This window comes from Phyllobacterium myrsinacearum (genome assembly GCF_002980555.1).
In the GTDB taxonomy this organism is placed as follows: Bacteria; Pseudomonadota; Alphaproteobacteria; order Rhizobiales; family Rhizobiaceae; genus Phyllobacterium; species Phyllobacterium myrsinacearum.
Window position 1 is genome coordinate 34,433 of the sequence record NZ_PVBT01000004.1, and the last position, 14,412, is coordinate 48,844.

Sequence of the window (14,412 nt, forward strand, 5' to 3'; positions counted from 1 at the left end):
GATCGCCTGCCGCTCATCGGAACTCGCCCCCGTGTCAACCGATGAAGAGCATCAATCTTCGCCGCGCGCTTTCCAGCGCCTAAGCGCCTGTTCCGTCGCATCGCCGATCATCCCGTAGAATTCGGCCATTTCGGCGATGCGTTCTCGCGGGCCACCCTGTTCTGAGCGCTTGCGGAGAAGGTCGGCCAAGGCCGTGACCAGCCTGATCTGGCCGGTCATTATCCCCTCGTAATTGTCAGATGCTTCATAAAGGGCGCGCTTGCTGCCCGCTTCGCCCCGGCGGCGCGCGAGGGTATATTGCTCGAGAAGACGTGCGGCGACGCTGGCACTGCTCTTGCTCATCTCAAGTTCGGCGGCGATGCAATCGAGGCTCGCCGGTTCGGGACGCAACAGCAGGTAACCATAGAGGCGCGCGGCGGTCTGCGGCACGCCCCAGGGAACGAGCAATCCGGCCACATCCTCGATGAAGGTATGATCGCGGCCAGCCAGACCTTTGTTTGACATATTCGACATATTTCGAATATAAAGAATGCGCAGGATGGGGTCCAGACGAAATTTGCGGGCGCTGACATATCTATGCCCATCCGTTGCCGAGGCGTCGACAGGAGCAAGGCATGATCCGCTATGTGTTGCAGCTTCTGGCCTGGATGGTCTTCATGGCTGCCGTGATACTGTGGCCGGCGGGCACGCTCAATTATCCCGCCGCGTGGGTTCTGATCGCGATCTTCACGCTCGGCGGCGCGGCGATGGTTCTCTGGCTGGGCAAGCATGATCCGAAGTTGCTGCGCGAGCGCATGGCGTCGCCTGTGCAACGCGGGCAAAAGCCGTGGGACCGCATCTGGCTAACGCTCTTCATGCTCGGCTTCTGCATCTGGCTGCCACTCAGCAGCTGGGATGCGGCGCGCTCCGGTTTCACGGCTGTTCCTTTCTGGTTGCAGGCGCTCGGCGCCGTCTTCATTCTGATCGAGGGCGCCGGCATCTGGTGGACCTTTCGCGAGAACAGCTTCGCGGCGCCGGTAGTGAAGCTGCAGGAGGGGCAGCGAACGATCGATACAGGTCCCTACGCCATCGTCCGCCACCCAATGTATGCAAGCGCCTTGTTTCTGTTCCTGGGGGTACCACTGCTGCTCGGTTCGTGGCTGGGACTGGTGTTTGCAACTCTCTTTGTCTTCGCGATTGCATGGCGCGCCGTGCATGAAGAAATGGCGCTCCGCGCCGAACTCGACGGCTACGAGGCCTATGCAAAGCGCGTGCGCTATCGGCTTCTGCCGGGCGTCTGGTGATAACCACGCTTCGACCTACCGCGACGCGATACCCAGCAGTGTGGCGCCCACGGTCCGGACCGGATACTCCGCTGTCTTGATCGGGTTTCGATCTTCGCATTGCGAGGGATCAACTTGGGACCAGCCAGGGTTCGATGGCAAGCTCCCCCGCGCGGCAGCCATGTTCGTCCACCAGTTTCGAGTGCGCCAATGGAGCTGCGTTGTCGCCGCGCGTTGCGACTACTTGCTGTTACCCACACCGCCAGTGATTACAGGTGCTGGACTTCTTTCCCGCATTGCAGCCTTGGCTCGTTGGCATGCAAGCTTGTCGCAGCACGCATTGTTGGACTATTCATGCAAGAAACCCTGATCCTAGACTAAGGAATCATGGTGATACGTTACTATTGATCGCATTCGGTGCAAGCGTGAGCGCTCGATCGAAGAATGCCGGGACTTCTTCGCCGAGTTGCTTCAGAAATTCGGCGCGATCGAAGCCGGGCGGATTGGCGCTGATGTCGCCATCCAATGTCGGGATCGGTGCGCTGGCGGGATTCATGAATGCGAAGTGCCCGGCATTGGCGACAATGCGATAGGTTGCGCCAGGAAGGTTCTGCCCGATCCACGCCGCGTGAAAGCGTGGCGGCAGCCAGCGATCCTTTTCCGCGGCGTAGATCAGTGCCGGAACGGTGATGGTCTTCAGGGATTGCTCCGTGAACATGACGCCAACGGGTGCCATGGCAACGATTGCGCGGACACGCGGATCGGTGGTCGACTCGAGCACAAGCGGCGCATGCATGTGGTGAACGTCGCGGACCATGCTGCAAGAGATCGGGTCCTGCGCGGCGTCCTTCGCGCAATGCGCGCCCATCCGGGATAGATCGACCCGCCCTCCCGCCAAGGCAACCACCGTGTAGCCGCCGGCCGAATGCCCGGCGGCACCAATCCGCGGACCTTTGGCATCGGTCGCGATGCGGTCCTTCCATTCGGGATCCGCAAGCAGCGCATCAATCAGGCGCGAGACCTGGCGGGGCCGCTCTGTGAAGTAGGCGCCCAGTGGTTTTTGCCACAGCGAACCGTCTTGGTAATTGTCGCCCGGGTGACGCAGCGCCGCCACCAGATAGCCGTCCCGCGCGAGAGCTTCGGCCAAGCTGCTTTGGCCGAATTCCGAACCGCCTGTTCCGTGGCTGATCACGATGAGGCCTTTGGTCTTTGCCTCGGGGACGGCCATGGGGGTCGCGTGGATCGTGAACGACCCCACCATGATTGAGCGCATGGGCTCCTGCGTCGGGTAGAACAGAGCGACCGGGATCTTCTCGGCGTTGGTGTTGGAGGGCGGGACCTCGTAGGGCCGCCAGCCTGCCTCGGCGGCGCTCGCTGCGCCAAAGAGCAGACCCATTACCACCGGTGTGCTGCAGAACAGCAAGGCGGCCGAGTGGAACCGCTTGGAAAACGCGAATGTCATTGATGCACCTCCTATGAACCGCTATCCTGTTATGTAAGGGCAACCGAGCAGGTCGAGCCCGTTTTCGCGAACGGTAGGGTTTATTCGCCAGTGACCATTCCCGGCATCCTCTCGGCGGGTGCGCCCCTTCAGTGGCACCGTCCCGCAGCCCTCTTGCTCCCGCTCGTCGTCGCGATGGCGCTCGCCGTAACGGGTGCGTTCGGCACCTATGTCAGCATGACGCTTGCGCTCCGCTTGTTGCATTTCGTCGGGGTTGCCATTGCCATCTACGCGATCGTCTTTGCGCTCTGCGAAATCGTTCAGCGATTTTGGTTCGGCGGCACATTGCCGTTTTGGGCGATGCTCGCCATTGGCGTCATCACAGCTCCGGCTGGCGGCTGGATCGTTCTCGAAGCCTTGGGCTTATCGGCGCCGCGCGCGCTTTCGCACGTCACCTATTCCGAGCTGACCACTCAGGTGCTGGTGTCCAACCTCGCGATCGGAAGCCTCGTCTGGATATTGCTCCGGCAATCCCGCACACGGAGTGCCGCATGCGAGGCGCAGCGTCAGCCGCGTTCGAATTCCGGCCAAGCGTTGCGCGCGAAGCTTCCGCTCGGGATCCGCAACGCTGCCATCCTCGCCCTCAGCGCCGAGGACCATTACGTGAGAGTACGGACCGACCGTGGCGATGCCCTGATCCTGATGAATCTCGCGGCCGCGATTGCAGCACTCGGCAAGGAGGCTGGCGTGCGTATCCATCGCTCGCATTGGGTGTCGTGCCAGTTCGCTGAAAAGGCGTCGATGCGAGGCCGCCTGCGCGGCGTCCGCCTCAATGACGATACGGTGCTGCCGGTCAGCCGTTCGGGCCGGAAGCTTTTGAACGAGGTCTGGACGAGCTAGTGGACTCCGGCTGGAGTTACGGCGCTCTTTTGAGCATCGTCCTTGCGAGCGGCTGGAACGGGGAACCGGCATGCAATCGCTTGACATAATTTCGGTTCGTGCCAATTTACTATGCATGGGGATTGCGATCTCCCCACGAGGCGTCAGCCCAAGTATCGCGTCCAATAAACCCGACTTTAACGGAAGGACGCGACATGTCTTCGACCACAACTATTGCACATGACAAATTGGCACGGCTGATTGGAACACCCGGCTGCCCGGTACTCATTGACGTGCGGATCGATGAGGATTTTGACCTCGATCCGCGATTGATCCCCGGCGCGCGCAGGCGATCCCACAGGGATGTTGACGTTTGGGCAAATGAGCTTCACGGCAAACGATCAGTCATCATCTGCCAGCAGGGCAAGAAATTGAGCGAGGGCACCGCTGCCCTGTTGCGGTATCATGGCGTCGCCGCTGAAAATCTGGTCGGTGGCCATGAAGCCTGGAGCAATGCCGGGCTTCCCGCCGTTCCCCTGGCAAAACTCCCCGCTCTCAATCCTCTGGGAAGGACGGTATGGGTCACACGGGCACGGCCGAAGGTGGACCGGATTGCCTGCCCCTGGCTGATCCGCCGCTTTATTGATCCGGATGCGGTCTTCCTGTTCGTCACGCCTGCAGAAGTAGAAGCGGTTGCCGACCGGTTCAACGCGGCAGCCTTTGACATTGAGAATGTCTTCTGGAGCCATCGCGGCGCGCTTTGCACCTTCGACGTGATGATCGAAGAATTTGGGCTCAACACGGAGCCGCTGTCTCGGCTGGCGGCCATTGTGCGGGGGGCAGATACGGCCCGTCCCGATCTTGCACCGGAAGCACCGGGGTTGCTGGCAGCTTCACTTGGTCTGTCGCGCCTTTTCTCCGACGATCTGGAGCAGCTTGAAGCCGGCATGATACTCTACGACGCATTCTACCGGTGGTGCCGGGATGCCACCGACGAAACGCACAACTGGCCCAACAGAAGGCCGGGAGCGTGAGATGGTCCAGATTGTCGGCGCTGAAAGGGAGGTTGCTTCGGCAACCTCCAGAGACCACGATATTTCCTTTGCTGAAGCAGTACGCGTCTGGGTGTGCATTGCCGCGTTGAGCTTTGGCGGACCGGCCGGGCAGATAGCGATGATGCATCGCATCCTCGTTGACGAGAAACGATGGATCGGCGAGGGCCGGTTTCTGCATGCGCTCAATTATTGCATGCTGCTACCCGGACCTGAAGCCCATCAACTTGCCATCTACATCGGATGGCTTCTGCACAAGACCAAAGGCGGACTTGTCGCAGGCATTCTATTTGTCCTGCCGGGCTTTCTGTCGATACTTGCCCTAAGCTACATCTATGTCATCTTTGGCAATGTCGGTGTCATCGAAGGATTGTTCTTCGGCCTGAAAGCGGCTGTCCTTGCCGTCGTGTTGCAGGCGGTCGCGAGGATCGGCAGGCGGGCACTCAAGAATGAAGTGATGGTGCTTATTGCCGTCGCGGCGTTTTTGGCAATATTCGCATTCCGTGTGCCGTTCCCGCTCATCATTCTGGCCGCTGCAATCATCGGTTATTTTGGCGGCCGCGCGGGATCACAATGGTTTCAGCTGGGCGGCGGACATGGACGTTCGGATCCCGGACTTGCGGACCGGGATTCTGTCCTTGGCGAAGAGACACCGGCACATGCGCGCCCAAACCTTCTCTGGTCGTTGAAGATATCGGCCGCCTTTTTGCTCCTCTGGCTCATCCCCGTGGCAGCTCTTCTATTGATCCTCGGGCCGGACAATGTGTTCAGCCAGATCAGTATCTTTTTCAGCAAGATGGCAATGGTGACGTTCGGCGGCGCTTATGCGGTGCTGTCCTATGTGGCACAGGAAGCTGTTCAGAACTATGGCTGGCTCAAGCCGGGCGAAATGCTCGATGGTCTTGGTATGGCCGAAACCACGCCGGGGCCGTTGATACAGGTCGTGCAATTTGTCGGATTCATGGGCGCATTCAGGAACCCGGGGACGTTATCACCACTGATGGCTGCAACCTTCGCTTCCGTCCTGACGACCTGGGTGACCTTTGTTCCGTGCTTTCTCTGGATATTTCTTGGGGCACCCTTCATCGAAGGCTTGCGCGACAACAAGGCGCTGACGGGAGCCATGTCAGCAATCACGGCAGCAGTTGTTGGTGTGATCATGAACCTGGCAATCTGGTTTGCCCTTCACCTGCTGTTCAACAAACTCATCCACTGGCAAGCATATGGTATCGAGCTGGACGTTCCCGTAGCAAATTCAATCCATGTATCGTCACTGCTGCTGACACTTGCCTCCATCGTTGCGATCTTCCGCTTCAAGTTCGGGATGATCCCAGTGCTGCTGATGTCGTCATGTGCCGGAATCATCTGGAACGCAGTGACGTGAAATATCTGAGGTTGAGTGTGGAGAGCGCCAGGGCCTGGCCGGGTGCCGCTGCATCGCTTTTACAACAAATGGGGCTGCGGGCGGGAGCTTCCGGCTTGAAGTTCGGATCAAGCATCCCCACGTGATTCATAAGTGAAATCAGCGCGTTTGCTGGTTTTACAGACAACGACCGAAACGCAGAAAGGAGCGAGACGGTGCGTATGAAACGACGGGCTGTCATCCTTCCGGTATACTGAGCGCAACAACGCGCCTGCTGCCGAATCGGGTTCGGCCAGGAGGTGCGTTATGAAGCGCATTCACATCCACAGAACGATTATATCCGTGCTTGCGGCAATCTTGATTACTGCGAGCGGCACCACTGCCAATGCACAGGACATCGTCTGTGCAAAGCATGCCCTGATTGTCGAGTATTTGAAGGGTGAGTTCCAGGAACTTCAAAGGGCTTTCGGGCTGGTTGGAGACAAGGCAATCCTTGAGCTGTTTCTTTCACCCCATGGGGCCACCTGGACCATCGTTATCACAGATGTTTCAGGCAGGAGCTGCATTCTTGCAGCTGGCGATTCCTGGGAGCAGAGGCTTGAGGTTCCGGAATTGAAGACGTGAGGGTGGCCGCTGAAACCTATGACAGGTTTGTCCAGGGAGCGTGCGCATATGATTGATCCGTTTGAAAAGCGGCCCGATGGGTTATCGTACTTCTCCATATAATCCGATCACTTCCGTGATACGTGGATTGTCAAAGGATCTTGACGATCTGTGCGCGCCGACGGAGTGATAATGGCTGCTGAATTTCCACACTATTGTCAGGCGGTGATACGTATCCATGTCTAAGAGAACGATAATCAGCATTGCGATTGCGTGTCTCACTCTTTCGCCCGTATCCGCCGATACGGTCAAAGGCCCCGCCCGTTGGATTGGCAGAACAGATATTGCTTCAAAGCGTTTTGCTTGGCCGGGCAGCGGTGTTGAACTGCGCTTTATTGGAACGAGGGCCGAGATCACGCTTATCGATGATGGCAATAACAGCGTTATGGTCGAGCTCGATGGTCAGGCGAACCGGCTCGATCTCGCCAATGGTCGCAAGACATATGTGCTGGCAGAAAACCTTGAACAACGCGCGCATACTATCAGGCTCACACGGCGCACTGAGGGGCAATTGGGACCGACGCAGTTCGTCGATGCAATCACTGATGGTACTTTTGTCGGGGCAGGGACACCTGAAAAGCAGATTGTCGTCATCGGCGATTCCATCTCGGCAGGCTATGGTATCGAAGGCAAAAGCCACACATGCGCATTTTCGCCTGATACTGAAAACCAGTATCTTACCTATGCTGCGATTGCGGCGCGCAGTTTTGGTGCGGAAATTACAACGCTCGCTGCCTCTGGCCGCGGTGCAAGTATCAATGCCGACGGCACGTTAAATGGCACTTTACCACAACTGATGGACCGGACGATGCCTTTCGATGATGCCCCATTGGCTAATGCCGAAGAGGCTGGCAGGCCCGATGTAATTGTCGTGCATCTCGGCACGAACGATTTTGGTAACAAAAGGCGGCCAAGAACTTTTGAGAAAGACTATGGGTACCTGTTGACCAAGCTTCGCGCAGCACACCCTGATGCGATCATTTATGCTGCCATTGGCCCCATGCTGGATCAATATGATTTTCCGATTGCGCGCGATTCAATCGCCGAAATTGTATCGGCACGGGTCAATTCGGGAGACAAGTCACTTCGCAAGCTTGTCTTTGAACCTGGCATTGGTGGGATTGGTTGCGACTGGCATCCTGATACGGAAGCAAACATAGAGATGGCCAGGCAACTTGAGGCAGCTATCATCAGGGACCTCGGTTGGAATATCCGATGATTTTACCCAGCTTGACAGGCCGGGAGCTTTCGAAACTCTTGCCCTTCCTGGCGCGAATACTCCGGGCCATCCAATATTAATATGGATCGACTTACCACTTACACGCGATTAAACAGGAGCTAGCACCAAGCTGGGGGATAGCGTGAACAACAAATCAATGCAGCTGAAATCATTGCAACAGGGCCGTGGGTTAGCGGCGATGGCGGTCGTTGCCTTTCATCTTTCCTTGTTGCTGCAGGAACCCCGATACCTCGGCAAAGCAATCCTTCTCGACTTTACCCATCGTGGCAATCTGGGGGTCGACTTCTTCTTCGTTTTGTCGGGCTTCATAATCGTCTTCGCCCACCAAGGAGATATCGATCATCCGCGGCAGGTCGCCGACTATTTAATGAAACGCTTGATCCGCCTTTTTCCGGTGTATTGGCTTTACACGGCAATTTTCTGCACATTGGTAGGACTTGGATTTGGAAGCGCGGCAATTTTTCCGGAAACGTCCGGCAACTGGATTTCGACGATCTTTCTGATCCGTCTCGACAGTTTTGAATTACCCATCACGCCGGCATGGACACTGATCCATGAGGCAGCCTTCTATCTTGTCTTTGCCACTCTGATATTCAATCGAAAACTGGGCGTTCTGGTTATGGTTGCGTGGATCATTGCCGGCGGCATCGTATTCCAGTATCCAAATGAGGGTTTTAGATCGCCGTTAACGACATATTTCTCGCCCCTGAATTTCAATTTCATAATCGGCATGGCCGCATTCTATCTCTGGAAAACGTCGCGATACCAAGCCCTCAAAATCGCCTTTCCAGCAGGACTGGCGCTCTTGGTCATAACTTACGTCATTGAAAGTAACTGGCTTCCCTACGAATACGTCCAGATCGCTTATGCTGTATCGTTCGGTCTGCTGATTGCAGGCGCGGCAGCATGGGAGGCAGATGGCTTTCCGGCTTCCCGTTTTCGCCTACTCAGCTTGATTGGCGATGCTTCCTACACAATTTATCTCACCCATCTCGCCTTTCTCGGGCTCATAGCCAAGTTTCTGACCAAAGTATCAGGCCTTGTCCCGATAAATTCATATGTTTTCTATTTCGTCGCATTCGTAGCCGCGGTTTTCAGCGGCTGCATTCTCTACCTTTTTGTAGAGCGTCCATTGCTGAAGGCCTGCAGAAAATATTTACTTGGCGACAAGCCAGCACCGTCCCTTGCAACCAAAGTTGTCTCGCCCAACTCTCCTTGCGCGCGTTAGCGCAATGGATATGGATTGATTGTTGCTTCCCATTACATGAAATATTGCGACGTATGGCATAGTGATACTAGTCAGGCTTTGACACTATTTGCACGCGGGCCTGCAGCCGCAAACCAAATACAGAAAACATAAGGGCAAACCACAAAGGGCTACCGCTCTGGAAAAACAGGCTTTCCACACAGGCCGTATAAATAGCATAGAGCCAAATTCGGACGAACAATCTTGTAACATCAGGGTTATTCGAGGAGGCATAAGCTTTCGAAACATCGATCAAAGGAAGAAGCCAAAGCCATAAAAGCGTCAAGACCAGCCCAGGCACCCCCGCCGAAAGAAGTGTTTCCACGTAAGCATTGTGAGCACTGGTTGCGTTGACTGCCCATGTTTCCAGCCGCCCTCCACTGTAGACTAGGTCGGACGTTTGCCAGAACGCCTGAAGGCCATAACCGGTGATCGGCTTCTTGGCTATGGCCGAGATTGCGAACTCCCATATGTCCGACCTATTGGTGAACGTCGTGTCCACGCCTAATGATTTGACGAAAGAACGGATTGGTTCGTTGACAACTGAACCAAGGGTGACGGCGTTGACTGCGACAATCCCTCCCATAGCGATTGGTATCCGGCTCCATCGCCACTTTTCAAACCACCATGCAATTATCAGGATCGCGGGCAAGGCCGCGCTGGATGTTTTACCGCCGGTATTGAAGAGGAATATCGCGGACAGCAGAACGACAGCAATGCCAAGCAAACGCATTCCGGAACTGTAGACAAACAGCCCAAAAAACACCCCTACAACCATTATCGCAGCGGCTGCATTCTTGTGAATAAATTGGCCGCGCCAGAAGCCCGCCAACATTGGTTCTCGTATATCCGAGGCCTGATGGATACCAATGTTCGGGATAAAGATAACCCCGAAATAGGCAACGACAAGCATGATAAGCGCACCAACTCCAAGCAGCTTAGCAAAGTGAGCATCAGACCGCGGAAGGAGCAAAATAACACCTGCATTTATGCATGTCATGAAGGCCAGGACAACGCGCTTGACGGCGATATCTGAATGCGCGGAGAGAACTGACACGATCAGATACCAAGAGAAGAGCAGGCACAACAGAATGCGTGGTTGCAGAATGGTAGAGCGCAAAGGACTGCGAAGACCAACAATCAGCAGACTGCCGGAGAGCAATAATGTGACGATCTGGTTGATTAAGTTGGAATTGCCTGCGAGAGGATCGGCGCTCGACGTGTTCAGCGATACAGAATAAGGGCTTGTCGTAACCCAAAAGAAAAGGAATAGGGCGATGAACAGAAAAGCGCCTGTTTTTCCTGGTTGCTCTACGCTTTCGTAGGTCTCATTTCCAAATGTAGACAAACATACCGCCTGATGTGCCCCCCAGAAATACATTGGCGCAAGGGGTTTACCCGTCAATGCAATGAGAACAAGATAAGCCGCAATTTTATATCCATTTATCAATGATGATCATTGATAAATGGATTTTGAGCCACATTAAAGCCCCCCAAACTGGACCATGCGCGTTTGTAGGACTAAGCCAACCGCTTGGCAAGTTGAGCTTCAAACCTGTTCCGCACAAAAGAGCCCGCGGTAACCCAGGCCGTCCAATGGGCGCTGTTATCTTGTCTTGGGTTGAACGAATTGTTGCAACTGATCAGGGGGTGAAACAGCGCATTGCCGCAACGTTCGAGATGCTGGACGCCAGCGATGCGATAACGCTTTCTCATGGAGCCATGCAATGTACTTATTTGCTGTCATGCCCGGGTCAAAGTACCGTTTTGCACCGGCCAATGCTCACTCAGTCCAAGTCGAGGCCGTGATAATAATCAAGGGGAGAGGCGGAAATGAAGCATCGCTTAACAGGTCGCATACTGACTTTGTCGCTGGTGGCGCTTGCGCTGCTTTGTTCGAATACTGTGCGAGCGCAAGATGCGCTTTCGGTCATGAGTTTTGGTGGCGCTTACCAGGAGGCGCAACGCAAGGCGGTGTTCGAATCCTATACCGCCGAGACCGGGGCCAAGATCGACGAGCAGGAGTACGGCGGCGAGATCGCCAAGATCAAGGCGATGATCGAATCCGGCAACACCACCATCGATGTCGTGGATGTCGACGCGCCAACGCTTCTGCAGGGATGTGACGAAGGGATTTTCGAAAAGATCGACTGGGCGAAAATCGGACCGCAGGACGATTGGATCAAAGGCACAACGTCGGAATGCGGTGTCGGCACGATCGTCTATGCGACGGCCATTGCCTATGATGGCGCCAAACTGCCGGACGGCCCAAAGACGATTAAGGACTTGTTCGACATCAAGAAATTCCCGGGAAAGCGCGGTCTCTGGAAAAATCCGGCCACCAATCTGGAATTCGCATTGCTTGCTGACGGCGTGCCGCCTGATCAGGTCTACGAAACGCTGTCGACACCGGCGGGCGTGGATCGGGCCTTTGCCAAACTCGACACGATCAAGCACAGCATTGTGTGGTGGGAAGCTGGCGCCCAGGCCCCCCAGTTGCTCGCTTCGGGTGAGGTGACGATGACGACCGCGTGGAATGGCCGCATCTACAACGCCAACAAAGAAGGCAGAGATTTCCGGATCGTCTGGGACAACCAGATCCTCGATTCCAATTATTGGGTCATCCCCAAGGGCGCTAAGAATGCCGATGGATCTCTGGCATTTATTAAGTACGCTGTTGAGCCCAAGGTGCTCGCGGGTATAACCAAATATATTCCTTACGGCCCGGTCCGGAAATCGGCGGCCCAGTTCGTGGCGCCGCAGGACGCGAAGAATCTGCCAACCAGCCCACAGAACCTGACGGTTTCCCTGACCCTCAACAATGGCTTTTGGGCTGATAACGGAGACGAAATACGCAAGCGGTTCACCACCTGGCTCGCGCAGTAGTGAAGATTTCCGGAGGAGAGCATTGATGAACTTTTCCCAGCGAATGTCACTTGCAACGGACAGGCCAGTTGATGCTCTCGTTCGGTTTGAGGATGTAAAAAAATCCTACGATGGCATCAACTTCGTCGTGAAGGATCTTAACCTCGACGTCTTCCGCGGCGAGTTCCTGACCATGCTGGGACCTTCCGGCTCCGGCAAGACCACGACGCTGATGATGCTGGGCGGTTTCGAGCAGCCTACGCTTGGCCATATCTTGCTCGATGGCAAGCCTGTCGAGCGCTTGCCGCCGGAGAAGCGCAACATTGGCTTTGTGTTCCAGAACTATGCGCTGTTTCCACACATGACAGTGGCGGAGAATGTTGCGTTTCCACTGCGCTATCGTGGCATCACGGGCGCTGCCGCCAAGGAAAAAGTCCGCCAGGCCCTTGGCCGCGTCAGTCTCGAAGCGCTGGGCGACCGTCGTCCAGCGCAGCTTTCTGGCGGCCAACAGCAACGGGTCGCGTTGGCCCGCTCTTTGGTGTTCGAGCCTGCATTGGTGCTGATGGACGAGCCGCTCGGCGCGCTCGACAAGCAATTGCGTGAACGCATGCAGATCGAAATCAAGCAACTGCAGACCTCGCTCGGCATCACCATGGTCTACGTTACGCATGACCAGTCCGAAGCATTGACCATGTCGGACCGTATCGCTGTGTTCCATGACGGGCGCATCCAGCAGCTTTCAGATCCGGAAACGCTGTACAACGCGCCAGCCAACCGCTTCGTTGCCTCCTTTATCGGCGAGAACAACTCGCTGCCATGCACGTTGCTCGGGTGGGAAGGGGGACTGGCCGTCGTGCGCATGGCCGACGGCACGACGCTCAAGGCAGCCGGTGCCAATGTGTCCGGCATGGGCGTAGACATGAGTATATCCATACGACCGGAGAATATTTCGCTGGCAGGCCAGCGGCCCCATGCCGGGTTCAACCGCTTTTCGGGCATGGCACGCGATGTCTTCTTTCTCGGCGACCACATGCGGTTGTCGATCGAGGCATTTGGCGGCCAGCTTGTCACCGCGCGCATACCGGCGCTGCAAGCGCGGCATTTCGCATTAGGCACGGATGTCGCCTTTGAGTGCAGCATTTCCGAATGCCGTTTGCTGGAGGAGTGAGCCATGACCGCAGTGGAAGTAGACCGCATAAATGTCTTCATGGCCGTGCGCAGAGCCCAGAGACCCGCCCGGCGTGCCGCGCTTTCGCTAGCCCTGCCGCTGATCGTCTTCTTGGCGATCGCCTTTGTAGCTCCAATCCTTTACCTGCTTGTCACGGCGGTAGGCAATCCGGAGACACGTGAGGTGTTGCCGCAGACATTGCGGGCCCTCGAAAGCTGGGATGGTATTTCGACACTGGACGAGCCAGTCTACGCCGCGTTCGCTAACGACTTGAAGGTCGCCAAGGACAAAAGCACGGCCGCCTTGCTCGGCAAGCGTCTCAACTATGAGATTTCCGGCATGCGTAGCCGCGTGCTGGCGGCTGCGCGGATGGTCGAAAAACTGGATACTGGTCCGTACAAGGAGAAGTTCCTCGAACTCAACAAGGATTGGGACTCGCGGGAAACCTGGGAGATCATCAAGCGCAACGGTGCTTCCTTCACTCCCTACTATATGCTGACCGCGCTCGACCTCCAGCAAGCTAACGGGTCGATCAAACGCGTGCAAGGCGACCAGGCGATCTTCCTTGACGTGCTGGCTCGTACGTTGTTTGTCGCTGGGCTGGTAACCCTGTTCACCCTCATCCTGGGCTATCCCGTCGCCTATGTGCTGACCATAGCGCCCAAGGCAATTGCCGGCTTCATGATGCTGATGGTGCTGCTTCCATTGTGGACGTCGTTGCTGGTACGCACCACCGCATGGGTCGTGCTGTTGCAGTCGGATGGCATCATCAACGACGTGCTGACGGCCTTGCATCTGACAAGCGAGCGGCTTCAGCTGATCTTCACACGCACCGGAACGGTCATCGCAATGACGCACATCCAATTGCCCTTCACCATCCTGCCGATCTACAGTGTCATGCGCTCGATTCCCGCTACGCAACTCAGGGCGGCTCGCTCGCTCGGGGCTCCGCCATCTTCGGCCTTTTGGCGAATCTATGCGCCGCAGACGCTGCCTGGCGTCGTTGCCGGATGTTTGATGACCTTCATCCTGTCACTTGGCTACTACATAACGCCAGCGCTTGTCGGCGGGCCACGCGACCAGATGGTGTCCAACTTCATCTCGGTTTACATCAATCGCGATCTCAATTGGGGTTTGGCGGCCGCTCTCGGCGTGGTCCTGCTTGTTGTGACGCTTGCAATTTACCTGTTGTTCCTGCGCCTCGTTGGCGCGGACAAGATCAAGCTGGGGTGA

At 56.4% G+C, this 14,412-nt stretch carries 13 protein-coding genes; 10 read left to right on the forward strand and 3 right to left on the reverse strand.

Annotated elements, in window-relative coordinates:
• Window positions 1-51 precede the first annotated feature (51 nt).
• Complete coding sequence (locus C5750_RS14785) at window positions 52-504, reverse strand: GbsR/MarR family transcriptional regulator (RefSeq protein WP_199538087.1); 453 nt, start codon at window positions 502-504, stop codon at window positions 52-54.
• A gap of 110 nt (window positions 505-614) precedes the next feature.
• Here C5750_RS14785 and C5750_RS14790 point away from each other — a divergent pair, with 110 nt between their 5' ends.
• Window positions 615-1,283, forward strand: coding sequence for a methyltransferase family protein (locus C5750_RS14790; protein ID WP_105734691.1), 669 nt, complete (start codon window positions 615-617; stop codon window positions 1,281-1,283).
• A 364-nt stretch (window positions 1,284-1,647) separates the two neighbouring features.
• On the opposite strand, the gene C5750_RS14795 is transcribed toward C5750_RS14790, so the two are convergent.
• Window positions 1,648-2,724, reverse strand: coding sequence for an alpha/beta hydrolase family protein (locus C5750_RS14795; protein WP_105734692.1), 1,077 nt, complete (start codon window positions 2,722-2,724; stop codon window positions 1,648-1,650).
• 90 nt (window positions 2,725-2,814) lie between these two features.
• Here C5750_RS14795 and C5750_RS14800 point away from each other — a divergent pair, with 90 nt between their 5' ends.
• The 6 genes from C5750_RS14800 (at window position 2,815) to C5750_RS14825 (ending at window position 9,128) form a co-directional block, all read left to right on the forward strand.
• Window positions 2,815-3,603, forward strand: coding sequence for a LytTR family transcriptional regulator DNA-binding domain-containing protein (locus tag C5750_RS14800; RefSeq protein WP_130502105.1), 789 nt, complete (start codon window positions 2,815-2,817; stop codon window positions 3,601-3,603).
• Between the two features lie 194 nt (window positions 3,604-3,797).
• Window positions 3,798-4,616, forward strand: coding sequence for a chromate resistance protein ChrB domain-containing protein (locus C5750_RS14805; RefSeq protein WP_105734694.1), 819 nt, complete (start codon window positions 3,798-3,800; stop codon window positions 4,614-4,616).
• Window position 4,617: 1 nt separating this feature from the next.
• On the forward strand, window positions 4,618-6,018 hold the full coding sequence (gene chrA / locus C5750_RS14810) for a chromate efflux transporter (RefSeq protein WP_105734695.1): 1,401 nt from the start codon (window positions 4,618-4,620) through the stop codon (window positions 6,016-6,018).
• Window positions 6,019-6,303: 285 nt separating this feature from the next.
• Window positions 6,304-6,621 (forward strand): hypothetical protein, encoded by a 318-nt coding sequence (locus C5750_RS14815; RefSeq protein WP_105734696.1) that lies wholly within the window; start codon window positions 6,304-6,306, stop codon window positions 6,619-6,621.
• Window positions 6,622-6,838: 217 nt separating this feature from the next.
• Window positions 6,839-7,879, forward strand: a complete 1,041-nt coding sequence (locus C5750_RS14820; protein ID WP_105734697.1) for an SGNH/GDSL hydrolase family protein — start codon at window positions 6,839-6,841, stop codon at window positions 7,877-7,879.
• A 142-nt stretch (window positions 7,880-8,021) separates the two neighbouring features.
• On the forward strand, window positions 8,022-9,128 hold the full coding sequence (locus C5750_RS14825; RefSeq protein ID WP_130502106.1) for an acyltransferase family protein: 1,107 nt from the start codon (window positions 8,022-8,024) through the stop codon (window positions 9,126-9,128).
• Window positions 9,129-9,195: 67 nt separating this feature from the next.
• On the opposite strand, the gene C5750_RS14830 is transcribed toward C5750_RS14825, so the two are convergent.
• Complete coding sequence (locus C5750_RS14830) at window positions 9,196-10,596, reverse strand: O-antigen ligase family protein (protein ID WP_245421117.1); 1,401 nt, start codon at window positions 10,594-10,596, stop codon at window positions 9,196-9,198.
• A 383-nt stretch (window positions 10,597-10,979) separates the two neighbouring features.
• On the opposite strand from C5750_RS14830, the gene C5750_RS14840 reads away from it, so the two are divergent.
• From C5750_RS14840 to C5750_RS14850, 3 genes are read left to right on the forward strand one after another with little or no spacing between them, the layout of a single operon-like run.
• Window positions 10,980-12,032 (forward strand): ABC transporter substrate-binding protein, encoded by a 1,053-nt coding sequence (locus C5750_RS14840; RefSeq protein ID WP_105734700.1) that lies wholly within the window; start codon window positions 10,980-10,982, stop codon window positions 12,030-12,032.
• Between the two features lie 25 nt (window positions 12,033-12,057).
• Entirely contained in the window at window positions 12,058-13,179 is a 1,122-nt protein-coding gene (locus C5750_RS14845) for an ABC transporter ATP-binding protein (RefSeq protein WP_245421118.1), read from the forward strand.
• A 3-nt stretch (window positions 13,180-13,182) separates the two neighbouring features.
• The gene (locus C5750_RS14850; protein ID WP_105734702.1) at window positions 13,183-14,412 is read left to right on the forward strand and encodes an ABC transporter permease; all 1,230 of its coding nucleotides are present in this window, start codon (window positions 13,183-13,185) and stop codon (window positions 14,410-14,412) included.

Excerpts from the sequence above, each read along its gene's own strand:
- C5750_RS14785 (WP_199538087.1), bottom strand. The coding sequence starts at position 504 with ATGTCAAACAAAGGTCTGGCTGGCCGCGATCATACCTTCATCGAGGAT.
- C5750_RS14790 (WP_105734691.1), top strand. The coding sequence starts at position 615 with ATGATCCGCTATGTGTTGCAGCTTCTGGCCTGGATGGTCTTCATGGCT.
- C5750_RS14795 (WP_105734692.1), bottom strand. The coding sequence starts at position 2,724 with ATGACATTCGCGTTTTCCAAGCGGTTCCACTCGGCCGCCTTGCTGTTC.
- C5750_RS14805 (WP_105734694.1), top strand. The coding sequence starts at position 3,798 with ATGTCTTCGACCACAACTATTGCACATGACAAATTGGCACGGCTGATT.
- chrA (WP_105734695.1), top strand. The coding sequence starts at position 4,618 with ATGGTCCAGATTGTCGGCGCTGAAAGGGAGGTTGCTTCGGCAACCTCC.
- C5750_RS14815 (WP_105734696.1), top strand. The coding sequence starts at position 6,304 with ATGAAGCGCATTCACATCCACAGAACGATTATATCCGTGCTTGCGGCA.
- C5750_RS14820 (WP_105734697.1), top strand. The coding sequence starts at position 6,839 with ATGTCTAAGAGAACGATAATCAGCATTGCGATTGCGTGTCTCACTCTT.
- C5750_RS14840 (WP_105734700.1), top strand. The coding sequence starts at position 10,980 with ATGAAGCATCGCTTAACAGGTCGCATACTGACTTTGTCGCTGGTGGCG.
- C5750_RS14845 (WP_245421118.1), top strand. The coding sequence starts at position 12,058 with ATGAACTTTTCCCAGCGAATGTCACTTGCAACGGACAGGCCAGTTGAT.
- C5750_RS14850 (WP_105734702.1), top strand. The coding sequence starts at position 13,183 with ATGACCGCAGTGGAAGTAGACCGCATAAATGTCTTCATGGCCGTGCGC.